This window comes from Streptosporangium amethystogenes (genome assembly GCF_000721075.1).
In the GTDB taxonomy this organism is placed as follows: Bacteria; Actinomycetota; Actinomycetes; order Streptosporangiales; family Streptosporangiaceae; genus Streptosporangium; species Streptosporangium amethystogenes.
Genome location: NZ_JOEQ01000037.1, coordinates 51,147 through 73,343, shown reverse-complemented (window position 1 = coordinate 73,343; position 22,197 = coordinate 51,147). Strand labels below are relative to the sequence as shown.

21 protein-coding genes are annotated in these 22,197 nt (G+C 69.2%); 7 read left to right on the top strand and 14 right to left on the bottom strand.

The genetic code is table 11. The features are described from left to right. Positions 1 to 285: 285 nt before the first annotated feature. The 3 genes from IG98_RS0136540 to IG98_RS0136530 are packed head-to-tail and all read right to left on the bottom strand — an operon-like array spanning position 286 to position 3,622. Positions 286 to 1,533, bottom strand: coding sequence for a CaiB/BaiF CoA transferase family protein (locus IG98_RS0136540; RefSeq protein ID WP_051753412.1), 1,248 nt, complete (start codon positions 1,531 to 1,533; stop codon positions 286 to 288). Next, positions 1,530 to 2,759: a CaiB/BaiF CoA transferase family protein gene (locus IG98_RS0136535; RefSeq protein WP_051753411.1), complete on the bottom strand. Its 1,230-nt coding sequence runs from the start codon at positions 2,757 to 2,759 to the stop codon at positions 1,530 to 1,532. The genes IG98_RS0136540 and IG98_RS0136535 overlap by 4 nt, the downstream gene beginning before the upstream one ends. Next, complete coding sequence (locus tag IG98_RS0136530) at positions 2,756 to 3,622, bottom strand: enoyl-CoA hydratase/isomerase family protein (RefSeq protein WP_051753410.1); 867 nt, start codon at positions 3,620 to 3,622, stop codon at positions 2,756 to 2,758. The genes IG98_RS0136535 and IG98_RS0136530 overlap by 4 nt, the downstream gene beginning before the upstream one ends. A gap of 230 nt (positions 3,623 to 3,852) precedes the next feature. On the opposite strand from IG98_RS0136530, the gene IG98_RS0136525 reads away from it, so the two are divergent. Further along, positions 3,853 to 4,677 carry a mycofactocin-coupled SDR family oxidoreductase gene (locus IG98_RS0136525; protein WP_245651870.1) on the top strand — a complete coding sequence of 275 codons (825 nt, stop codon included), beginning with the start codon at positions 3,853 to 3,855 and terminating at the stop codon, positions 4,675 to 4,677. 2 nt (positions 4,678 to 4,679) lie between these two features. Here IG98_RS0136525 and IG98_RS0136520 read toward each other — a convergent pair whose 3' ends face one another. The 8 genes from IG98_RS0136520 to IG98_RS0136485 all read right to left on the bottom strand — a co-directional run bounded on the left by IG98_RS0136520 (position 4,680) and on the right by IG98_RS0136485 (position 14,608). Continuing rightward, positions 4,680 to 5,519, bottom strand: a complete 840-nt coding sequence (locus IG98_RS0136520) for a 3-hydroxyacyl-CoA dehydrogenase family protein (protein ID WP_030923202.1) — start codon at positions 5,517 to 5,519, stop codon at positions 4,680 to 4,682. Then, a complete protein-coding gene (locus IG98_RS0136515; protein ID WP_030923199.1) occupies positions 5,516 to 6,262 on the bottom strand; it encodes an enoyl-CoA hydratase/isomerase family protein in 747 nt (248 codons plus the stop codon). Before IG98_RS0136515 ends, IG98_RS0136520 begins: the two co-directional genes overlap by 4 nt. Then, positions 6,259 to 7,089: a flavin reductase family protein gene (locus tag IG98_RS47720; RefSeq protein WP_245651869.1), complete on the bottom strand. Its 831-nt coding sequence runs from the start codon at positions 7,087 to 7,089 to the stop codon at positions 6,259 to 6,261. The genes IG98_RS0136515 and IG98_RS47720 overlap by 4 nt, the downstream gene beginning before the upstream one ends. A 43-nt stretch (positions 7,090 to 7,132) precedes the next feature. After that, positions 7,133 to 8,641 carry an aldehyde dehydrogenase family protein gene (locus IG98_RS0136505; RefSeq protein WP_051753408.1) on the bottom strand — a complete coding sequence of 503 codons (1,509 nt, stop codon included), beginning with the start codon at positions 8,639 to 8,641 and terminating at the stop codon, positions 7,133 to 7,135. Then, entirely contained in the window at positions 8,641 to 9,351 is a 711-nt protein-coding gene (locus IG98_RS0136500) for an ABC transporter ATP-binding protein (RefSeq protein WP_030923188.1), read from the bottom strand. The genes IG98_RS0136505 and IG98_RS0136500 overlap by 1 nt, the downstream gene beginning before the upstream one ends. After that, a complete protein-coding gene (locus IG98_RS0136495; protein WP_051753407.1) occupies positions 9,348 to 12,071 on the bottom strand; it encodes an ABC transporter permease subunit in 2,724 nt (907 codons plus the stop codon). The genes IG98_RS0136500 and IG98_RS0136495 overlap by 4 nt, the downstream gene beginning before the upstream one ends. Positions 12,072 to 12,096: 25 nt before the next feature. Then, positions 12,097 to 13,257 carry an ABC transporter substrate-binding protein gene (locus IG98_RS0136490; RefSeq protein WP_169750250.1) on the bottom strand — a complete coding sequence of 387 codons (1,161 nt, stop codon included), beginning with the start codon at positions 13,255 to 13,257 and terminating at the stop codon, positions 12,097 to 12,099. Positions 13,258 to 13,417: 160 nt separating this feature from the next. Continuing rightward, positions 13,418 to 14,608 carry an LLM class flavin-dependent oxidoreductase gene (locus IG98_RS0136485; RefSeq protein ID WP_051753406.1) on the bottom strand — a complete coding sequence of 397 codons (1,191 nt, stop codon included), beginning with the start codon at positions 14,606 to 14,608 and terminating at the stop codon, positions 13,418 to 13,420. Positions 14,609 to 14,806: 198 nt separating this feature from the next. On the opposite strand from IG98_RS0136485, the gene IG98_RS0136480 reads away from it, so the two are divergent. Continuing rightward, positions 14,807 to 15,601, top strand: coding sequence for an IclR family transcriptional regulator domain-containing protein (locus IG98_RS0136480; RefSeq protein WP_030923174.1), 795 nt, complete (start codon positions 14,807 to 14,809; stop codon positions 15,599 to 15,601). Positions 15,602 to 15,686: 85 nt separating this feature from the next. On the opposite strand, the gene IG98_RS49490 is transcribed toward IG98_RS0136480, so the two are convergent. Both IG98_RS49490 and IG98_RS0136470 read right to left on the bottom strand, forming a co-directional pair. After that, positions 15,687 to 15,824, bottom strand: coding sequence for a hypothetical protein (locus IG98_RS49490; RefSeq protein ID WP_211264278.1), 138 nt, complete (start codon positions 15,822 to 15,824; stop codon positions 15,687 to 15,689). A gap of 112 nt (positions 15,825 to 15,936) precedes the next feature. Then, entirely contained in the window at positions 15,937 to 16,767 is an 831-nt protein-coding gene (locus IG98_RS0136470) for an alpha/beta fold hydrolase (protein WP_211264277.1), read from the bottom strand. Between the two features lie 205 nt (positions 16,768 to 16,972). Here IG98_RS0136470 and IG98_RS0136465 point away from each other — a divergent pair, with 205 nt between their 5' ends. Then, on the top strand, positions 16,973 to 17,908 hold the full coding sequence (locus IG98_RS0136465; protein ID WP_030923168.1) for a TetR/AcrR family transcriptional regulator C-terminal domain-containing protein: 936 nt from the start codon (positions 16,973 to 16,975) through the stop codon (positions 17,906 to 17,908). Positions 17,909 to 18,245: 337 nt separating this feature from the next. On the opposite strand, the gene IG98_RS0136460 is transcribed toward IG98_RS0136465, so the two are convergent. Continuing rightward, positions 18,246 to 18,710, bottom strand: a complete 465-nt coding sequence (locus IG98_RS0136460) for a GNAT family N-acetyltransferase (protein ID WP_030923166.1) — start codon at positions 18,708 to 18,710, stop codon at positions 18,246 to 18,248. A 26-nt stretch (positions 18,711 to 18,736) separates the two neighbouring features. On the opposite strand from IG98_RS0136460, the gene IG98_RS0136455 reads away from it, so the two are divergent. The 4 genes from IG98_RS0136455 to IG98_RS0136440 all read left to right on the top strand — a co-directional run bounded on the left by IG98_RS0136455 (position 18,737) and on the right by IG98_RS0136440 (position 22,163). Further along, positions 18,737 to 19,264: a CGNR zinc finger domain-containing protein gene (locus IG98_RS0136455; RefSeq protein ID WP_030923163.1), complete on the top strand. Its 528-nt coding sequence runs from the start codon at positions 18,737 to 18,739 to the stop codon at positions 19,262 to 19,264. Positions 19,265 to 19,678: 414 nt separating this feature from the next. Further along, positions 19,679 to 20,764 carry an epoxide hydrolase family protein gene (locus IG98_RS0136450; RefSeq protein WP_030923159.1) on the top strand — a complete coding sequence of 362 codons (1,086 nt, stop codon included), beginning with the start codon at positions 19,679 to 19,681 and terminating at the stop codon, positions 20,762 to 20,764. Then, on the top strand, positions 20,761 to 21,723 hold the full coding sequence (locus IG98_RS0136445; protein ID WP_245651868.1) for an MFS transporter: 963 nt from the start codon (positions 20,761 to 20,763) through the stop codon (positions 21,721 to 21,723). Before IG98_RS0136450 ends, IG98_RS0136445 begins: the two co-directional genes overlap by 4 nt. Beyond that, positions 21,720 to 22,163 carry a Rossmann-fold NAD(P)-binding domain-containing protein gene (locus tag IG98_RS0136440; RefSeq protein ID WP_051753405.1) on the top strand — a complete coding sequence of 148 codons (444 nt, stop codon included), beginning with the start codon at positions 21,720 to 21,722 and terminating at the stop codon, positions 22,161 to 22,163. The genes IG98_RS0136445 and IG98_RS0136440 overlap by 4 nt, the downstream gene beginning before the upstream one ends. The last annotated feature ends 34 nt before the right edge of the window (positions 22,164 to 22,197 follow it).

The window sequence follows — 22,197 nt, the reverse complement described above, 5'->3', positions numbered from 1 at the left end:
GCAGGCGAACCGACCAGATCGTCCGCCTGTCGGCCTTGAACCCGGCCGGGTAGTTCTTCCTCACCGTCAGGGACATCTCTTCCCTACGCTCATGTACGCCATGTTGTCCAGAGGCAGCCCTGTTGCCGCAACCTGTTCGAGCCGCTCCACCGAAACGAGGGCGGAAGGCCATCCGGCCGATTCCAGCCGGATCCCCGAACGATACGGACCAGCCACTCTGGTTCAGCCGTTGCTCGGCCACGGCGAGTATGCCGTCCTTCACGTCACCGTCGAAGTAGCGGCTGCTCAGATGACGCCTTCGCCGCGGAGTGCGGCGAGCTCGGCGGGGGTGAGGTCGAGGAGTGCCCCGTAGAGGGTCTCGTTGTCCGCGCCGACCTGTTTGCCAGTGGTGCGGACCTCGTGGTGGAAACCGGAGAACTTGGGCACGATGCCGGGCATCCGGACCTCGCCCAGGATCGGGTCGTGGGCGGTGACCACGTCCTCCCTGGCGAGGAAGTGCTCGTCCTCCGCGATGTCGGCCACGGTGTGGACCCGCTCGTAGACCATGCCCGTACGGTCCAGCGCCGCCGCCACCTCGGCCCAGGACGAACCGGCCGCCCAGGCGGTGAACGCCTTCTCGCTTCGGGTCACGAAGTCGACGACGGCGTCCTCGCCCTCGCCCAGCACATCCTGATCGAGTTCGGCCACGAGACTGTCGGCCGCGATGGACTCAAGCATGCGGCGTATCGCACGGGGTCCCACCGAGCTGACGCAGAAGTCGACACCGTCGCCGGCGCGGTACACCCCGCGGATCACGCCGTGTTCCCGTACGCTGCCGGATCGACCGGGGATGATGCCACACTGGTCATATTCAACGATCTGGGTGGGGATAAGGCGGAACACTCCTTCGAAGAGCGCGATGTCGACCACTTCGACGCCGGGTCGGCGAGGCTCCCCACCGGCCCGTGCCGAAGCCCGCTGCCACAACGCGGCCAGCACTCCCAGGGCTCCGAAGGTGCCCGCGGCTCCATCGGCGATCGCGGTGGACAGGAGGATCGGGTTCCCGCCCTCAGGCCCGGTCATCTGGGTGAGCCCGCTCATCGCCTCCGCCGCGCCGCCGAAGCCGGGGCGTGCCGACTTCGGCCCGCTCTGGCCGTAGCCGCTCACGCGCAGCATCACCAGGTCGGCGCCGGCGGCCGCCAGGTCGTCAGGTCCGAGACCCCAGCGCTCAAGGGTGCCGGGACGGAAGTTCTCAATGAGGACGTCGTACTCGGTGGCGAGTCGCCGCAGAAGCTCCTGACCGCGCGGCTCGGACAGCTTCAAGCTGATGTTGCCCTTGTTGCGGCCGACCAGGGTCGACCACAGGGGTACGCCGTGCCGCTGCGGCAGCATGCCGCGCAACACGTTCCCCTGCGGGTGTTCCACGACCGTCACGTCCGCGCCGAGGTCGGCGAGGAGTACCCCGGCGAAGGCCGCCGAGTAGTGATGGGCGAGGTCCAGCACCTTGAGTCCGGCCAGGACCCCGCCGCCCGTTTTCTGATCGTTGGTCGTCATCGGCTCTCCACGACGCCACTGGCGATGAGGCCGTCGATGTCGGCGTCGGACATCCCCAGCTCCTCCGATAGGACCTGACGCGTGTGCTCGCCCAGCGCGGGCGGCATCGTGGCGGGCACGGCCCGCCACGCCGATCCACGGATCGGCTGACGGGTCACCCCGACCTTGCGGTCCCCGGCCTCAAGCCACCGTAGGACCCGGTTGTGGACGGCCTGTTCCGACACGATCGCCTCGTCGACGCCCAGCACCGGGCTGCACGGCACGGCCGCGGCTTCGAGCAGCCGCAGCCACTCGGCCCGGCTTCGGGTGGCGAACTCGGCTTCGAGTTGCGGGACGAGCGCCGACCGGTTCCTCACCCGTAGCTCGTTGGTCCGGTACGCGTCGACACCGAGGAGATCGGTACGGCCGATCACCTCGCACAGGGCACGCCAGAAGTGGTTCGAGAACGCCCCGACGATCAGGTGCCGCTCATCCGCGCAGAGGAACGCCTGGTACGGCACGATCTGGGCGTGCCCGGTGCCTTCCGGTCGCGGTGGCGGCCCGCCCGCCGCGACCGACGGCACGAAGCTGGCCATCAGGGAGACGGCAGCGTCGAGCATCGGGACCTCCACCAGCTGCGCGCGACCGACCCGCTCCCTGGCCAGCAGCGCCGACGCGATCCCGAAGGCCGCGTAGAGCCCGGCCGTCAGGTCGCACAGCGGGGAACCGATCTTGATCGGACCGCCCTCGCCGGACCCGGTCCCCGCCATCAGCCCCGACAGGCCCTGGATCGTGATGTCGTTGCCGCCCTTGGCGACCCACGGTCCGTCCGGCCCGAACGCCGAGATCGAGCAGTAGACGAGGCGGGGGTGCGCGTCGGCCAGGGTGGCGAAGTCGAGGCCGTGCCGGGCGAGGACGCCCGGGCGGAAGTTCTCGATGAGGACATCGGCGTCGGCCACCAGACGCCGTACCAGCTCGGCGCCCTCCGGGCGGGCGAAGTCCAGCGCGACGGAGGACTTCGAGCGGTTCAACGCCAGGAAGTAGTCGGAGGCGTCGAAACCGTCCAGGCGGTTGCCGAAGTAACGGGAGCCGTCGCCGTGCCGGAGCCGTTCGATCTTGACCACCGTCGCGCCGAGGTCGGCGAGCTGCATCGTCGCGAACGGCCCGGCCCCGGCATGTGTCAGGTCGACGATCCGGATGCCGTCGAACGGCGCCGGGGCGCCCGGCTCCGCGGAGGTGTCGGTCACTGCTGGGCCTCGGTGAAGAAGCGGTCACGGGAGTGCATCGCGCCGCGGGCGCCCTCGTCCCGCCGCCCCTTGAAGTAGTTGTACTCGTCGTCTTCGAATCGCATGTTGGTGCTGAGGGTGTGGCCGACGTAGCCGCGCATCATCTGGCTCGTGTAGCCGAGGGAGTCGAGCGCCATCTGCTGGAAGACCTTCCCGACCACCAGGGCGTCCTTGGGGTGACGGGCGAGCCGTTCGGCCCAGCGCTCGGTCTCGGCCTCCAGCAGGTCGGCCGGCACCGCCTTGTTGATGAGCCCGACCTCGGCGGCCCGTACGCCGCTCATCGGCTCGCCGAACAGCAGGAACTCCCGTGCGCGCTTGGGGCCGAGCAGCAGGATCTCGGTGTTGCCGATCAGCGACCGTCCGCCTCCCATGAGGCGCTGCTCGGCGTGGCTGAAGGACGCGTCCTCCGCGGCGATCGCGAGGTCGACCACCTCGGTCAGGTAGAGGCCACCACCGATCGCGTGGCCCTGCACCTGGGCGATGATCGGCTTCATCGAGTACATGAAGGCCTGGTACATCTCCAGGAGCTTGCGGTCGAACTGCAGACGGACCCGCTGGCTCGGCCGCTTGCGCCGGCCCTCCTCGGACTTGCCGTCGGAGAAGCCGTAGACGAAGCCGACCTCGCTGAGGTCGTGACCGGTGCTGAAGGACCGCCCGTTGCCCTTCAGGATGATGACCTTGATGTCGTCGTCCTCCTCGGCCATCTTCAGGCCGGCCACCAGCTCCCCGAACATCTTCACGTTCAGAGCGTTGAGCTTCTCCGGGCGGTTCATGATCAGCCGGGCGATCTTGCCCGACTTCTCGTAGATCACATGCTCGAACACGGATGGGTCCTTCCTTGTCATGTCCCCCGACTGGACGCCACCGGGGTTCGCTATTTGTACTTAGTTCGCTATTTACGAGATGTTGGGGCTCTGCGGAGAGGATGTCAAGGGGGATGAAGCCCGACCTATCGACATTCTCCTTGTTGACAGGGATAAATGCGGATCCTATGGTCGGTTCGCAAATCGATTTTTTTTCGAATACCGAACTTCGGGAGACGTACATGGGCCGGATGGCAGGCCGAGTCGCCATGATCACTGGCGCGGCGCGCGGTCAAGGACGCGCGCACGCCGTCAGGCTCGCCGCGGAGGGCGCCGACATCGTCGCTCTCGACGTGCTCGCCGACAACGAAGGGCTCGCCTACGGACTGGCCTGCGAGGCGGACATGGTGGAGACGGTCCGGCTCGTCGAGGCGACCGGTCGTGGCATCCTCTGGCGACGCGCCGACGTGCGATCCTCCGCCGATCTGGAGGCGGCCGTGGCGGACGGGGTCGATCGATTCGGCCACATCGACACACTGATCTGCAATGCGGGCATCTCCGGGCGCAAGGTCCCCGCCTGGGAGCTGGATCCCCAGGATTTCGAGTCGATGCTCCAGGTGAACCTCATCGGGGCGCAGCGCACGGTACGGGCGGCGGCCCCGGTCATGATCGACGGGGGCAGAGGCGGGGCGATCGTCTTCGTGAACTCCACCCTGGGACTGAAGGGTCTGGGATCCCTGTCCGCCTACACCGCCTCCAAGCACGGCCTGCTCGGCCTCGCCCGCAGCCTGACCGCCGAACTGGCGCCGTACGGCATCCGGGTGAACTCGGTTCATCCCACCGCGGTGCGCACCGGCCTGATCTTCAACGAGGCCACCTACCGCACCTTCCGGCCGGATCTTGAGGAGCCGACCCTGGAGGACGCGATGGAGGCGTTCACCTCGCTGCACCTGCTCCCCGTGCCCTGGGTCGAGCCCGAGGACGTCGCCAACGCCGTCCTGTTCCTCGCCTCTGACGAGGCCCGCTACATCACCGGCGCGGCGCTGCCGGTGGACGCGGGCAACCTCAGCCGCTGACATCACGGCCGCGGCCAGTCGAAGAACCCGCGGCCCGACTTACGCCCGAGCTCACCGGCGGCCACCTTCTCGACCAGCAGGCGCGGCGGGGCGAAGCGCGGGCCGAGCTTCGAGGCGAGCTCTTCGGCGATCGCCAGGCGCACGTCGAGACCGACCAGGTCGGTGGTGCGCAGCGGCCCCGTCGCATGGCGATAACCCAGGACCAGGACGTTGTCGATGTCCTCCGCCGTCGCCACGCCCTCCTCGACCATCCTGATCGCCTCCAGTGCGAGTGCGACCCCCAGACGGCTGCTCGCGAACCCCGGGCTGTCTCGTATCGTGACGGCGGCCTTGCCCAGCGCCTCGACCCACGAGGTCGCCCGTTCGACCAGCGTGGCGGCGGTCATCCTGCCCACCACGATCTCGACGAGGGTGCTGGCCGGGACCGGGTTGAAGAAGTGCAGGCCCACGAACAGCTCGGGGCGCGGCAGGCCGTCCGCCAGCTCATCGATGGACAGCGAACTCGTGTTGGAGGCGAGTACGGCGTCCGGGGCGTACCGATGAGCGGTCCGAAGCACCTGGAGCTTGACATCGGGGCGCTCGGGAACCGCCTCGATCACCAGCTCCGCCCCGGCGAGTACCCGCGGATCGGATGCCACGGCCAGGCGCGATCCGACCCTCCCGGCATCGTCCCCTGCCGATCGCCGCAGGTCGCGCTCGACCCGCGCGAGGGCCCGGGCGGCCGCGTCGTCGTCGACCTCCAGAATGGTCACCTCGGACCCCCGGGAGGCGAAGGCGTGCGCGATCCCCGCTCCCATCCGCCCGCCCCCGTAGACCACGACGCGGCCCGGCAGCCCGCTCACGGCCGCACCGTCCGGCGGTCGAGGTACGCGTCCATCCGTACGTCCTTCTCCTCGGTTTCGAACAACACGGCCTGGGCCAGGTTGGCGACAAGCGGGTGGGCCGAGCGCGGAGCGTGGATGAGCGCCTTGGTCAGCCGGAGTGCGAGGGGTGCCTGCCGGACGAGGCGCTCGACCAGCCGGTCGGCGGCGGCGTCCAACTCGTCGGGCTCGACCAGTTCGGCGAGCAGGCCGTAGCCGTACGCCTCGGTGCCGGACAGGATCCGGCCCCCGAGCAGCACCTGTACCGCGATCGACTCACCGACCAGTTCCGCCAGCCGCACGCACCCTCCGGCGGCGGCCACGATGCCGAGGCCGGGCTCGGGGTTCCCGATCCGCACCCGCGGTGTGCCGATCCGCAGGTCGCAGGCGTAGGCCAGCTCGGCGCCGCCGCCCAGGACGTTCCCGTCGAGCAGGGCGACGGTGGGCATGGCCAGCTGCCGGATCCGTTCGAAGAGGGTCGCGTTGATGCCCTCCAGGGCCTCGGCGCGGCCACGGTGCCGTAGCTCGCGGATGTCGGCCCCGGCGGCGAAGTCCGCGCCCTCACCCCGGACGACCAGGATCCGCGGACGCCGCTCAAGCCGCGCGCAGACGGTGTGCAGCGCCTCCACCGTCGCCAGGTCCAACGCGTTGCGGACGGCGGCACGGTTCAGGCTGACGACGACGCTCGTGTCGTCCGCGTCGACCAGCAGCGGCTGTGCGCTCACGTGACCGCTCCCGCCTGTGCGAGCTGGGCGAAGCGGCTCGCGAAGAACACCAGCGGGCGGCCGTCGGCGGCGTCCAGCGCGAGGACTCGTCCGATGACGAGCTCGTGATCGCCCGCCGAGTGGACCAGTTCGATCCGGCAGTCGACCCAGGCGAGGCAGTCGTCGATGACCGGGCTGCCGGTCACGGAGGAGGGGTGCCAGGAGAGTCCGGCGAACTTGTCGCCGCCGGACACCGCGAAGCGCTGACACACGTCCAACTGCTCCTCGGCCAGCACGCTGACGCAGAAGGTGCCGGCGGCCGCGATCTGGGGCCAGCTCTTCGAGGTGCGCGCGGGCGCCAGCGAGACCAGCGGCGGGTCGAGCGAGAGCGAGGTGAAGCTCTGGCAGGCGAGTCCGACCGGCCCTTCCGCGCCCACCGCCGCCGCCACGACCACTCCGGTGGCGAAACGGCCCAGGGCCCGGCGGAGCTCGTCGCGATCGACCTGAGGCTCGGTCCCCAGGCCCAGGTCCTCGCCGGCCACCCAGTCGGTGTGGACGAACAGCCGGCCGTCCGGCGCCGTCCAGCCCACCTCGCCGGCCATGCGCAGCATGTCGGCGAAGCGCGCCTCCCAGCCGGGGCCGACCCGGTCACCGCTGAGCCGCCGGAGGGCGTCGGGGTCGACCAGCGCCGTGCCGTCGGCGGCCATCACGCCGACCCGGTTGCGCTGCAGGGCGTAGACCGCGGACTCGCGGGCGTCCGATCGGGCGACGATCTTCAGCCGGGACAGATCGTCGGGATCCTCAAGAGACACCGATCCGCCGTCGGCCGGATCTATTCGCAGAAGCATGGAAGACCTTTCTCGCAAAACGATCGGACTCGCCGATCCCGGCTCACAGCGGCCAGTGCAGATGCTGGACCTCAAGGAACTCTCTGAATCCCTCTTCGCCGCCGTCGCGGCCGATTCCGCTCTGGCCGAAGCCTCCCCAGGGCATGTCGGGGCGGCTGGGGCCGCCTCCGTTGATCGCGACCGTGCCGGAGCGGATCCGGCGTGCGACGGCGATGGCCTTCCCGGTGGGTCCGAAGACGGCCGCGTTGAGACCGAAGTCGGTCGCGTTGGCCAGCCGGACGGCGTCGTCCAGGTCGTCGTACGGGAGCAGTACCGCGACCGGGCCGAAGAGCTCCTGACGGCAGATCTCGTCGTCCTCGGCGACCGAGCCGAGCAGCGCGGGGTTCATGAAGAACCCCGCTCCGATCGAGGGCCGCCCACCGCCGGCGACCAGCTCCGCCCCCGCCTTCACGGCCCGTCCCACGGCGCCCTCGACCGAGGCCCGCTGCTCCTCGCGGATGAGCGGCCCAACGGCCGTCGACTCACGCCAGGGATCGCCCACCTCAAGCCCGCCGATCACCTCTCGCGCCAGCGCGGCCACCTCGTCGACCCTGTCCCTCGGCACCACCAGCCGGGTCGTGGCCCCGCACGCCTGACCCGCATTGCGTGTGAAGCGGAGGACCGAGGCGCGCACGGCCGTCTCCAACTGTGCGTCCGGCAGGATCACGCTCGGCGACTTGCCCCCGAGCTCCAGCACCACCCGCTTGACCGTGCCGGCCGCCTGCGCCTGGATCCGGCGACCGACCTCGGTCGACCCGGTGAAGGTCACCACGTCCACACTCGGGTGCGTGGTGAGCAGCGCGCTGGAGTCCGCGTCACCGGTCACCAGGTTGAGCGCACCCGGCGGGAACCCCGCCTCCTGGACGAGACGGACGAAGGCGCTCGTGGTCAGGAAGGTCCTGGGCGACGGGCTGAGCACGACCGCGCAACCGGCGGCCAGGGCGGCCCCGACCTTGAGCGCCGCGATGCCGAGCGGAAAGTTGTAGGCGGTGATGGCGGTGACGACGCCGGCCGGCCGCCACACGAGCACACTCGTGCTGACCGGTACCCCGTCCCCCATCGGCAGATGGCGTTCCCAGCCCCCTGTGGGCCCCCGGCGGGCCAGGTCGGCGAAGAACCGGATCCTGTCGATCGAGACGCCGACCTGCATCGTACGGGCACTGGCGATCGGTGACCCCAGTTCGGTCACCACCAGTGCCTCAAGCTCGGCGCGGTGCCGTTCCATCACGTCGGCGAGGGAGTCCAGCAGGTCCGCCCGGTCGCGGTGGCCGAGCGCGCCCCAGGCTCCGTCGAGTGCCCCGCGAGCGGCCTCCACCGCACGCGCCGCCTGGTCGGCGGTGGCCGCGCGCGCGGTGGCGAGCACCGCGCCCGTCGCCGGGTTCAGGGAGGTCAGCTCCGCGCTGCCCGCACCCTCGTGCCAGGTGTCGCCGATCAGGACGGTCGGCCCCTCGGCCAGTGCCAGGCCGGCCTGGACAAGAGGGATGCCGGCGGTCGCCGGTTCCTTCGTACTCATCAGGGTGCCTCCAGTTTCTGTGGGTGGCCGCGGGTCCCGAAATAGGCCTCTTCGACCTCCCGCCAGTCGCCGCCGCGCTCACCCGTGGCGGCGATCTCCCCCTGGCGCAACAGATACCAGCGGTCGGCGACGGACAGGGCTCGTTTGGCCTGCTGCTCGACGAGCAGAACGCCGACACCGTGCTCGTCCACCACCCGGCGCAGGGTGTCCATGAGCCGGTTCACGACCAGGGGCGCCAACCCCAGGGACAGCTCGTCGGCCAGCAGCAGTCTCGGCTCCGTGGCGATGCACCGGGCCAGCACCAGCATCTGCTGCTCCCCGCCGGAGAGCAGCCCCGCCGGACGGTCGAGGAGCCGGCCGAGTTCGGGGAAGACGGCGACGGCCCGGTCGACGCCACCCCGGCCGAGGCGGAGGTTGTCCCGCGTCGACATGCCGGGGACGATCGCCCGCTCCTCGGGGACGAACGCCAGCCCCTGCCGCGCACGCCGGTGGACGGGCGCCTTCGTCGGCGCCCCGAAGAGCCGTACCTCACCGCCCAGGCCCGGCAGTTCGCCCGCGATCGTGAGCAGCGTCGTCGTCTTGCCCGCGCCGTTCGGCCCGAACAACGCGACGATCTCACCCGGGTGCACGGCCAGGTCGATGCCGTGCACCGCCGCGAGATCGCCGTACCCCGCGCTGAGCCGCCGTACCTGCAGAATGGGGGCGCTCATGAGATCACCACTTCTCCGGGGGTCGTGCTCTGGCCGAGGTAGGCGTCGACGACGGACTGATCCGCCGAGATCTCCGCCGGGGTTCCGTGGGCGAGCACGCGTCCCGCCTGCAGCACGGTGATCTCGTCGCTGACCGACAGGACGAGGTTGATGTTGTGCTCGACGAGCAGCACGGCCATCCCCCAGTCGTCGGCCAGCGACCGGACGAGCGCGGCGAGTTCGGCACTCTCCCGGTCCGCCAGCCCGGAGGCCGGCTCGTCCAGCAGGATGACCGAGGGGGCCGAGGCGACCGCCCGCGCGATGGCCACCAGGCGGCGGTCGCCGAACGACAGCGACTCGACGGGCGCGTCCAGGACCCTGGAGAGACCGAACTTCTCCAGCGCCGCCTCCGCCGCCTCGCTCAGCCGCGGGCCCTTCGGCCAGAGCAGCCCGGTGATGTACGACGACGGCGCTCCGTCGTCGCAACCGATCGCGATGTTGTCGCGGGTGGTGAGCGAGGAGAACAGCTCGACCGACTGGAACGAACGCCGCAGACCGAGGCGCGAGCGCCGCATCGGACTGCATCCGTCGAGCCGGCGGTCGCCCAGATATGCCGTCCCTGCGGCGACCTGGGCGAATCCGGTCAGCGCGTCGACCAGCGAGGTCTTGCCCGCGCCGTTGGGACCCATGATCCCGTGGACCGTGCCGGGCTTCACCCGCAGGTTCACGCCTTCGAGGGCGACCACGCCGCCGTAGCGTACGCCGAGGTCCTCGACGCGCAGTTCGAGGGGAGACACCCTGACGGGGGAGATGTCCCTGCGCGTACCGGGGGCAGGCTCCGGATGATCCGGCTCCGGGTGGTCGGAAGAGACCTCCGCGGCGTTCCCGAGCGATCGCAGCCGGTCACGCAGCGAGCGGTAGAGCCCCACGTTGAGGTCGGCCAGACCGCCCTGGTCCGCGCGAAGCACGAGCAGCACCGACACCCCTCCGATCAGGGGGAGCCAGACCTGCAGCCCGGCGCCGTTGAGCAGCCAGGTGCCCAGGCCGCCGGGAATCAGGGTGGCGCCCACCAGGGCACCGGGGAGGCTTCCGATACCGCCGACCACGGTGACCGTGATCAGGTTGACCGACGACATCACGCCGAACTGCGCGGTCAGCACGATGGACTGCATGAACGCGAAGAGCGTGCCGCCGAGGGCCGCGATACCGGCCGCGATCATGAAGGCGTAGATCTTGCACCAGTAGACGTTGACACCGAGTGACGCCGCCGCCCGTTCACTTGAGCGGAGCGCGAGCAGCCGCCTCCCGATGTCGCCGCGCCGCAGGTTCGAGACCATCAGTGCCACCACGACCAGAGCCGCCAGGCAGAGCAGGGCGTAGCGCTCCGGATGGAAGAAGGGGTCGACCTCCCAGCCGAGGATGGTGACGGGCTCGACCGGGATTCCGTCGACCCCGCCGGAGTAGCGCTCGTTGTTGAGCAGCAGGGAGTAGACGGCCACGCTGAGCCCCAGCCCGACGATCGCGAGATTGATGCCGCGCAACCGCAGCGCCGGCACGCCGACCAGGCCGCCGAGGATCATCGTGGCCAGTACGGCGAGCGCCAGGCAGGCGAGGAAGGGCATCCCGTGACCGCTGCTGAGGGTGGCGGCCACGAAGGCGCCGACACCTCCCAGCACGTACTGCGCGAGCGAGACCTGCCCGGCGTATCCCGTCACCACCACCACGGACAGGCACAGGATCGCCATCGTGACGGTCACCGTCAGGTAGCTGGCCGCCTCGCCCGAGGTGAGCATGGCGAGGGCGACCAGCGCGACGACGACCAGGACCGGGACGGGACGCACCCGCCCGTCGCCGACGCCCGGCAGCCTGTCCAGGAGATGACTGCGGAGCGGAAGGCCTCGGCCGCGCACCATCAGGAGCACCATGACGACCAGGAAGGGAACGCTCTGCGACACACCTGGCTGGTTGAGGTGCAGCGCCATGAGCGACTCGGCCACGCCGATGAGCAGTGCGGCCACGAAGGCCAGCGGGAAGGAGGCGAACCCGCCGACGAGGGCCGCCGCCAGGGCCGGGAGCACGATCAGGGGCAGATTGATCGGTTCGAGGTTGGTGAGGGGCACGATGAGCGCGCCGGCGAGCCCGGACACCGCGCCGCCGACCCCCCAGTTGACCGCGGCGATGCGATCCGGGGAGTGCCCCAGGGTCGCCGCGGTACGTGGGCTCTGCGCGACCGCCGTCGTGACGCGCCCATAGGAGGTGTATCGGAACACGGCCCACAGGACCGCGGTCGTCACCAGGCCGATGGCGAGGATGATGATCCGGTCGGCGCCGATCCTGGCACCGGGCAGGAGCTCGATGCCGTTGGTCGGAAGCAACGACCGGACCACGAGATTACGATCGCCGTAGATCACCACCGCGGCCGCCTGAATGGTCACCAGGACGCCGAGTGTGACGATCAGGCGCGACAGTGACGACGCCCTTCGCATCGGCATGAGGACGAGGAGCTGGACCAGGACGCCTAGCAGCCCCGTGGCCGCGACGCTGACCAGCAGACACACCAGAAGCGATGCACCGGCGTGCTCTGCGACGTTGTAGTAGACGTACGCGCCGAAGAGTGCGAACGCCCCCTGCGCGAAGTTGACGATCCCCGATCCCCGGAAGATCAGTACAAGTCCCTGGGCGACCAGTGCGTACAGGGAACCCGTACCGATCCCGATCAGGATGAAGGTGAGCTCGTTCATCGACCCTCCCTGTGCCCCGAACGCGTCAGACCGCCGCGAACGGGGAGTGGAAGCCGGTCACGCTCTCCCTGATGGTGCCGTCGAGGATCTGGCTGTAAGTGACGGTCGGCGAGAACTTCAGCTGGGGCAGCTCCGCGATCGGCGAGGTGGTGGCCCCGGGCAGCGGCGCGGTGAAGCCGATGTCGTAGGCGCCGGCCTTCGCGTTCCGCAGCGCGTCCAGCACCGTCGTGGCGTTCACCTCTGGCAGGCCCTTGGCGACCTCGGCGAAGAGCTTGACGCCCGCGTACGCCGAGAGGGCGAGCTCGTCCTTCTTGGCGCCCTTGTCGACCGCGTCCATGCTCTGGATGAACGTCCCCATCAGCGGGGTGCCCTGGGTGGGGGGCTGCAGCAGGCCCACCACGTACAGGTCCTTGCCGGCGTCGCCAAGGTTGGGGACGGCCGGGGTGGAGATGCACGCAGAGACGCTGATCACCTTGCCCTTGAAGCCCTGCTGGTACAACGCCTTGGCCTGGGACGTCGCGGTCGCCTCGCTGCCCGTGACCACGACGGCGTCGGTGTCGCCGCGCATCGCCGCAGCGGCGAAGCTGCTGTAGTCGGTGGTCGAGAGCGGCGCCACCACGCTCCTCGCCTCCGCCATGCCCTGCTGCTTCAGCGCTTCGGCGAGGAGGGTCTCGCCGTAGGCGCAGGCGTCGATCTCACACCGGATGATGGCCGGATGGGAGGCGCCGAGCTTCTTCAGGTAGTCAGCGATGCCGTAGTACCAGCCGGCCTGCCCGGAGAGCGGGAAGGAGTTCGTGGCCTTGTACTCGTCAGGGGTGAGCCCGGTGCCGAGCAGATAGGGGATGCTCGCCTGCTCAAGGAACTTCCAGGTCCCGGGGAAGTAGATGGCCGAGCCCACGAACGCCGCCGCCTTCACCTCCTGCGCCTTCTTGATGCAGGTGTTGGTGACATTGGGGTCACCGGTGTTGTCGCAGGTGACGAGTTCGAGGCGGCGGCCGTTCACCCCGCCGGCCTTGTTGATCTCGTCGACGGCGGCCTGGGCGCCGGTCTTGGTCTGCGGCTTGTTCGAGACCTGGCCGCTGAACGAGTTGGTCTGGAAGATCACGATGGGGTCGGCGGCCGCACCGGTCGACTCGGCCGAATCGGCTGAATCACCGCCGCACGCGGCCAGGCCGAGCGATGTCACCAAAAGCGCAAGTGTTGCTGCACCCACACGCGCGTTACGGGACCAGATGGGGCTTTTGGGCATGTTGAACTCCTACGGTATTGCTGGAATATCGCCCCGAGCGGGATGGGTGTCCCGAGATGAATGCCGTTGATGGATCGGTGAACGCGCGAACCAGAGGTCAGGGGATGGTCCGGTCCGGCTGATCGGTCGCCGTCACGGCCATGTTGTAGGCGGCCGTCGCCTTCTCACGGCCGACATCCCTGAGCCGGCCGTCCGCGACCTGCCGCGCCTTGGCACGCGCGAAGGCGGCCGCCCGCGCCGGAATGCTGCCGTCGAAGTGCGGGACGACCTCGCGTGCGAAGAGTTCGAGACTGCGACGCGTCGCCTCGCGGTTGGCCCAGTCGACGCTGCTGATGAGGAAGGTGCCGAAGCCGCCGGTCCGGTCCACCAGCTTTCGCAGATGCGCGACGGCCATCTCGGGGGTTCCGATGATTCCGGCGCCGGAGGCGTTGATGCCGTCGACGAGCTCGTCGTGCGTCATCGTCTCGGCATCCGCCAGCAGGGGCGGCGCGACGGTGTGGTGGTAGTCGAAGAAGCTCCGGATCTGGTAGCGCACCTCGTCACGCGCCTGACGCTCGGTCTCGGCCACGTGCATGTAGCCGACGAGTGCCCAGTCCTCACGCTCCACCCGGGTGCCGGCCGCCGCGGCCTCCGCCTCGACGATCTCCCAGGTGCCGGCCAGCTTGTTGAAGCCGACGGTCGACGCGGCTCCGAAGGAGAGCAGGCTCAGCCCGTGCCGGCCGGCCAGCTTGGGGCCCGTCGGCGAGACCGCTCCCGCGACGGCGATCGGGACCATGGGCCTGGTGTGGCTGCGGACGTGCAGCTGGGCGTCTCGCAACTCGAACCACTCGGCCTTGCGGTTGACGGGTTCCGACGAGGTCAGCAGTTCGAGAATTACTTCGAGCGACTCCTCCATGCGCGGTCGGAGGTCGGCGTAGTCGATCCCCATCATCTGGGAGTCGGCGACCAGCGCGCCGGGACCGACTCCGAAGACGCACCGTCCCCTCGTCATATGGTCGAGGAAGACCATCCGGTCGGCCACCATCAGCGGGTGGTGGTAGGGCAGGGAGATCACCCCCGTGCCGAGCCGGATCCGGCGGGTGCGCTGCGCCGCGGCAGCGATCATCAGCTCGGGCATCGGCGAACACTCGTAGCCACCGGAGTGGTGCTCACCAAACCAGACGTCGTCGTACCCGAGCCTGTCGAGCAGTTCGACGGTCTCAAGGTCCCGCTCGATCGACAGGGCATGGTTGTTCAGCGGGCTGTGGTAGGGCGGCATGAAGCTCCCGAACCGCAGATGTCCTGACATCGCTCTCCTCTTCCCCGCCACACCCGAAAGTTCGCTATTCGAATTTCGTTCGCCATAGTGGACACGGCAGAGGTAACATGTCAAGGCTCACTTATGATCGAATCTCCCCCATACTTCTCAAGACGCACTCAGTCGACGACGACTTCTGGTTCACTATGCGAAGATAGTTCCACTCAGTGAACGCCTTGGAGGACACGTATGCTAAAGGTGGATCAGGAGACAGAGCTAGAGCGCTCCTCGGAGCATGTGCAGAGCCTCGAACGCGGGCTGACCGTGATCCGTGTCTTCGCCGACGAACGGGGTCCGCTCACGCTCACCGAGGTCGCCGAGCGGGGCCGGCTCAGCAAGGCCGTCGCCCGGCGGCTGCTGATGACCCTGGAGTCGCTGGGTTACGTCGGGCGGGACCACCGCCAGTTCTTCCTGCTTCCCCGCACGCTCGAACTCGGCTACGCCTATCTGACGAGCCTGTCGCTCACCGAGACACTCCAGCCACGGCTCACTACGCTGGCCGCGCAGTTCTCCGAGGACGCCTCAGCGGCGGTACGCGACGGCGACCACGTCATCTACGTGGCCAGGGCCAGGTCCGGGCGCCCGGCCGACGGTGGGCTGGCGGTCGGTGACCGGGTCCCCGCACACACGGTGTCGACCGGTCTCGTCCTCCTGGCCGACCTCTCCGACGCCCAGCTCACCGAGTACTTCGCCACCAGCAAGCGGGAGACCTACACACCGCGGACGGTGGTCGACGAGGGCACCCTGCGCGCCGAGCTGGATCAGATCCGCGCCCAGGGGTGGGCGCTGGTCGAAGGACGGCTCAGCCCCCATGTGCTCGCCATCGCCGCGCCGGTCCGCGGCAAGGACGGCAAGGCGGTGGCCGCGATCAAAGTCGGCAGCCAGGCCACGTTGCGCACTCAGGAGCAGATGACCGACGAGGTGCTCCCCCAGCTGCTCCGCACGGTCTCGGCGGCATCGCGAGATCTCGCCCTGAATCTCTGACGATCAGGGGCGTCGTGGCGTCGGTGCCGGTCGCAGAAGACCCGCACCGAACCGGCGAACGACCCCAACGGGGATTTCGCGCGGGTCAGGGGATCAGGACGGTCTTACCAGGTCGTGAAAGGCGGCCAGGTCGTTCGGCCACCTCGATCCTCAGATCTCCGGCGTCGACACGGGCGACCGGCTCCGCGAGCCGGGCGGCGTCGCCGCGCGCGAAGACGTGCACCGTCCGCACCCCACGCCCGGCGTCCTCCGGCCCGGGAGTGGTGGTGCTGACGAGACATTCTCGCCGTAGGCGGCGACGCGGGTGGTGCGCCCGACTCCCCCGAAGCCACGGGTCAACCCTCGGTCTGGACGCCCGGCCGGACGTACGCGGCGAAGAACCGCAGGACGACATCCGCGATCTCGCCGGGCTTCTTCTCCGGCGCGAAGTGGTCGAGCGTACGGAATGTCGCGGTCTCGGAGCGCGGAATCGTCTCGGCCAATCGGGCCAGGGCGACGGCCTGCCGGGCGGTGTCACGCCCCTTGCCCCGCATGATCAGGGCGGTCGCGGAGATCTCGCGGTAGTCGGCCAGCCGGCCGTCGAATCGCCCCACCTCGGCGTGCTCGCTGATCGCCTGGGGCATGAGCGCGAGTTTCTGCCGCATCTCGGCACGGGGAATCGCGTACCGCAGGATGATCCGGAGAAGCCAGCGCGGAAGGTGTCCGGTCTGATCCGGGTTGCCCCCGTGAACAAAGGTGACGAACGCCTCGAAGTCCGCACCCTTGGAGATCTCGCGGCGCGCTCGTCCGATCCAGTCGACCGGGATCGCCCCGTCGACCGACACTCCAGGCTCGTAGACGGCGACCGCGTCGAACGCCGAGGTGCCGCACGCGGCTCGCAGCGCCACCAGTCCACCGAAGCTGTGCCCGAAGATCAGCCGTGCGCCGGTTCGCGCGCGTACCGCCTCGATGTCCTCGCACTCCCGCGCGATGCCGTACCGGTCACCCTGCGGGCCGCTGCCGCCACGACCGCGCCGCTGCACGATGTGCACGGTGTGCCGGGCCGCCAGGAGCCCGGCGAAGGCGGCGAGGTCGGACGCCACCGCGAGCGCTCCGGGGACCACGATGACATCGGGTCCGCACCCCACGCTGAGGTATTCGACGGGCGTGCCATCCGCCGATGTCACCGATCGAGTGGCCAGATCAGGCATGGTGTTCTCGTTTCTCTCGTCGCCCGGACCCGCCCCGAGCGGTGCTTACAATGTACGCAGCGACGGAGAAAGCCGACCACCCAGCACTACTGCGAGATAGTGCACTTCGCACAATTCCGCAGAACAGAGGGGTAGTACAGGGATCCGTCGGCTCGCGACCGCACTAGTGCACTGGAGAGTCATGGCAGACCGATCGCTCTATCTGCGCATCGCCGACGAGATCGCCGGCGACATCCGGAGCGGACAACTGGCGGAAGGCCGGCCGGTGCCGTCCACCCGGCAGATCGTCCGGGATCGGGGGGTCGCGATGGCCACCGCCACCAAGGTCCTCGGCGCCCTGCGCGAGGCGGGCCTGGTCGAGACGATCCCCGGCCGCGGGACCATCGTCCGGCGTCGAGACGAGCGGGCGGCCAGGACGACCGGTCCGGCTACCGGCAAGCGGGCACGGCGCGCCGGGCTGACCCAGCGCGAGATCGTCGAGGCCGCCGTACGGATCGCCGACACCGACGGGCTGCCGCTCGTCACGATGCGGCGGGTGGCTGTCGGCCTGGGCGTCTCCACGATGGCGCTCTACCGCCACGTCCCGAACAGGAACGACCTGACGTTGCGGATGGCCGACAGCGTGTTCGCCGACGCCAGGCTGCCCGACATCCCGATCACAGCCTGGCGGCGACGCCTCGAAGCGGCCGCGCACCTGTTCTGGACCGTCTTCGGCCGCCACCCGTGGGCCGCCGAGGTGTTCTCGCTGAGCCGCCCGCAAATCATGCCCAACGTGCTGCCGATCGCCGAGTGGTCGCTCAGCACACTGCGCGCGATGGGGTTCGACGCGCACGACATGCTGTGCACGCACATCAACCTGTTCGGGCACGTACGCGGCATGGCGTTGGTCCGTCTCGCGGAGGCACAGGCAGAAGAGGACACCGGGATGTCGGCGGACGACTGGATGAACCTCCAGGACGGCCTGCGCCGATGGACGTCGTCAACCGGTAATCCCGGACTCGGCTACGTGGTGCGGGAACCATTTGATTTCGACCTGGACGCGGTCTTCGAGTACGGGTTGCAACGCCTACTCGACGGCATCGACGCCCACCGCCGCGATCTCGGGCGGCCGAACTGACGTGCGGCCCAAGAGGTCCCCGCCGAGCCGCACACCGCCCTCTCCGAAGGCAACGGGGTCTTTCACGGGCAGAGGGCAGGCCATCACAGGTAAGGCCGGCCGGGGCGCGCAGGTTCCGCGTGCCACACGGTTGGGTGAGCTTGGGTTCCTCGGGCTCGCCCGTCCACGTCTCGCGTGGGTTGCAGTCCTCGGCCGCGGTGACCGGGCCGCGGGCCTGGTCCGCCACGGGCACCAACCCGAGCGCGACCAGCGAGGCGAGCCCGGCCGGCAGAAAACGCGGCCGCGGCCTGAGTGAAAGTCGCGACACCCAGAATGACCCAGCGGTATTGCGATGTCTTCACGGCCTCCAGCACAACATGGGATCGGGGTGGTCGGAGAAGCCGAGCTGCCGGTAGAGCGGTTCCGCCTCGTGGGAGGCGGTGAGGTCGACCCGTACGGCGTTGCGGTCGCGGAACCAATCGAGCAGACCGAGCATGATCGCCCGGCTGTGCCCACGCCGCCGGTACGACGGGTCGGTGACCATGCCGATGACGTGGCCGATCCTCCCGTTGCGGGAGTGGGGGCCGGGGAACCACTGTTCGATCGTGCCGATGCCGCAGGCGGCCAGGCCGGTGTCGCCATCCACGACCAGGATCTGGCAGTCGGGTTCGGTCAGCTTCTGCTTGAAAACCCGTGCGAGCGCGTCGCGCCAGTCGTCACCGGCGTTCGCGGGGTTGAAGAAGTCGCCGCCGAGGTCGTCAAAGAGCAGTGCCCGGAGGCGGACGAGTTCCGGAATGTCATGCTCTGTTGCTGTTCGCGTCATGACGTACAGGCTGATGTAATGAGCTTGTGCATCTCAACCCTTACGGCGCGGACGTGGTGAACTTCGCCGCGGAACTGGCGAACCGCCCACCGGCGAGCACCGATGAACTCGCCGACCGCTGCCGCACGGCCGGTCTGGTACTGGAACGCCCCGTCGAACCGTCGGATCTCGACCAGACCCTCGCCGTCATCGACGCCTGGACGAACATCGTCGACGCCACAGGCGAGCGCGCGAAGGCCGAGTTGGTCAACGAGATGCTGGCCCGGTCGGCCGCCTACCCCCGACTGACCGACCACGCTCATGGTTGGCACCTGCACTATCGCGACGACCTGCAGCCGCTTGGCGCGGTGCTGTTCGCGCTGATCTCCGTGGGCACGGCGATGCACCTCGTCAGCCGGGGCATGGACCGGCTCGGACGGTGTGCCGCCACCGGTTGCGAGACGATCTTCGCGGACACCTCACGCACCGCACGGCAGCGTTACTGCTCCCAGCCGTGCGCCAACCGGGATGCGGTACGCCGCCATCGCGCCCGTCAGTCCATGCCCCCCACCTGACTGGCCAGCAGGCGACGGTGGCTGTCGTACGGGGAAAGCTCAGCTGCCGTTCGGCCGAGGCCAGCGGAGCGCTGAGCCGGACGTCCCGGTCGGCGACGGCCTGACGCATGGCCTTCACCACGGCACGACCCTCGTCGGCCGACATGTCGAGCACCACGAGGTCACGAGACCGCGCCCCGTCCCTCATCGCCTCGGCCAAGCCGGCGAAGACCCTGCGTAGCAGGTGACCGATGGTCTCATGCAGCGGCCCGGACTCCTCGTCCACGCGGCCTTCCCGCTGATCAGGCACAGGCCTTACCTCTCCGGGCAAGCCTATGGTCAGGAAGTTGACATAGAAACACTCTGATAGTTGTGAAGTTGACAGTTGGAAAGGTACTGGTTAACGTCAACGTCCTCAGAGCGAAGGAGAGGATCATGATTAAGTCCTTCCGGATCGACATCCCTCAGGCTGACCTGGACGACCTGGCCGACCGGCTGGCTCGTACCCGCTGGCCTGACGAACTGCCCGATGCCCAGTGGGACTACGGCATCCCACTGGCACGAGTGAAGGAACTGGCCGAGCACTGGCGCACGACGTACGACTGGCGCGAGCACGAGGCCGAGCTGAATCGGTACCCGCAGTTCACCACCGAGATCGACGGGCAGAACATCCACTTCCTGCACATACGGTCCGCCGATCCGGACGCGCTCCCGCTCATCCTCACGCACGGCTGGCCCGGCTCGATCGTGGAGTTCCTCGACGTGATCGGTCCCCTGTCCGAGCGGTTCCACCTCGTGATCCCGTCGATCCCCGGATTCGGCTTCTCCGGCCCGACGCGGGAACGCGGCTGGGGCACATCCCGTGTCGCCCGAGCCTGGGCCGAACTGATGCGACGGCTCGGCTACGACCGGTACGGCGCTCAGGGCGGCGACTGGGGATCGGGAATCTCTCGCACGTTGGGTGCCGTCGCCCCTGACCACGTGATCGGCGTACACGTCAACTACCTGCCCACGCCCCCGCCTCCGGACGGCGAGGAGGACGACCTGTCCGAGCAGGACCGCGCCCGGCTGGCACGGATCAAGCAGTTCCTCGCCCAGCGACCCGGATACATGGTGCTGCAGGCGACCCGGCCGCAGACTCTGGCGTACGCGCTGACCGACTCACCGGTCGGGCAGCTGGCCTGGATCGCCGAGAAGTTCACCGAATGGGTTGATCCACGATCCGAGATCAGCGTCGACCGCATCCTCACCAACGTCATGCTCTACTGGCTCACCGGCACCGCGGGCTCCTCGGCGCGCCTCACCCGTGAGAGCGCGTCCGGCGGCCCCTTGCCCTGCCCGCCTCCCATGGGCGTGGCCGTCCTCCCGCACGACATCACCCTTGCCATACGCGCCCTCGCCGAGCGGACGTACACGATCACGCACTGGACCGAGTTCGACCGCGGCGGTCACTTCGCCGCGATGGAGGTGCCCGGACTCTTCATCGACGACGTACGGACGTTCTTCCGCGACCTGCGGTGACCGATGTACACAGTCAGTTGGCGCCGCCCCCCACAGCGGATCGGCGGCGCTGGTGGGCGCTGGTAGCGGTAGCCGTCGGGCAGCTCATGATCGCGGCGGACGCCACCATCATGAACATCGCGCTGCCGACCGTTCAGCAGGAGCTGGGCCTGACCGGCTCGCAACGGCAGTGGGTGATCACCATCTTCGCCCTCGGCTACGGCGGGCTGCTGCTCCTCGGCGGCCGGCTGTCGGACCTGATCGGCCGCAAACGGTGCCTGCTGATCGGGCTGTCCGGTTTCGCGGTCGCCTCGATCCTGGGCGGGATGGCGGTCGACCCGGCCATGATCCTCACGTCCCGGGCGTTGCAGGGCGTGTCCGGGGCGCTGTTCACGCCCTCCGTTCTCGCCCTGATCGGCACCACCTTCACCACGCCTGACGAGCGCGGCAAGGCGTTCGGGATCTACGGCACGGTCATGGGAAGCAGTTCCGGTGTCGGTCTGCTCCTCGGCGGGCTGCTCACCGACTACGCGGGCTGGCGCTGGAGCCTGTTCGTGAGCGTGCCCATCGCGGCCGCCGCGGCATTCGGTGTCGTCGTCACCGTGCGCGACGCGCCCCGCCATCATGGCGGCACCCGGGTGGACGTCACCGGCGCGATCCTCGCCACGGCAGGCCTCATGGCACTGGTCTTCGGGTTCAGCCAGGCGGAATCCGATGGCTGGAACGCGGGCTCGACACTGACCGGCCTCGCGGCGGGGCTCATCCTCCTGGCCCTGTTCGTCTGGTCCCAGAAGCGGACCGCCCATGCACTGCTGCCGCTCCGCGTCGTCCTGCACCGTCGGCGAGGCGGCGCCTACCTGGCCGTCCTGTGCATGGCGGCCGGCAACTTCGCCGGATTCTTCTTCCTCACCTTCTACTCGAAAGGGCCGTCGCCGCATCGGGGTTGCCGTGGACTTATGTGCGCCCTGACGCGTTCATGACCAACGACCTCGCCTGGGCACATCAGATCGCCGATGGCGGAGTCGTACGCGGAGCCTACGGCCAGGCCGCGACGGCCCCCGTCGACCCGCGCGACATCGCCGCGGTCGCCGTCCGCGCCCTCCTCGACCGGCATGTCGGCAAGGCGTACATACTCACCGGACCGCAGTCGCTGACCCAGATCGACCGAGTGAGGATCATCGGCGAGACGATCGGGCGGCCGTTGCGGTTCGAGGAGCAGCCCAGGAAACAATTCAGGGAGCAGCTACTCCAAGGAGCGCCCCCGCCGGCCGTCGATTTTCTCCTCGATTTGCTTGCCTCGATGGACGGTATGACCGCGGAGGTACTGCCGACCGTCGAGGAGGTCACCGGGCGCCCCGCCTTCACCTACGCCCAATGGGCCACCCAGCACGCGGCGAAATTCAATTCGACGCCGGCCTGACAGCAGCGTTTCGGGACCCCAGGAACCGGCTCGC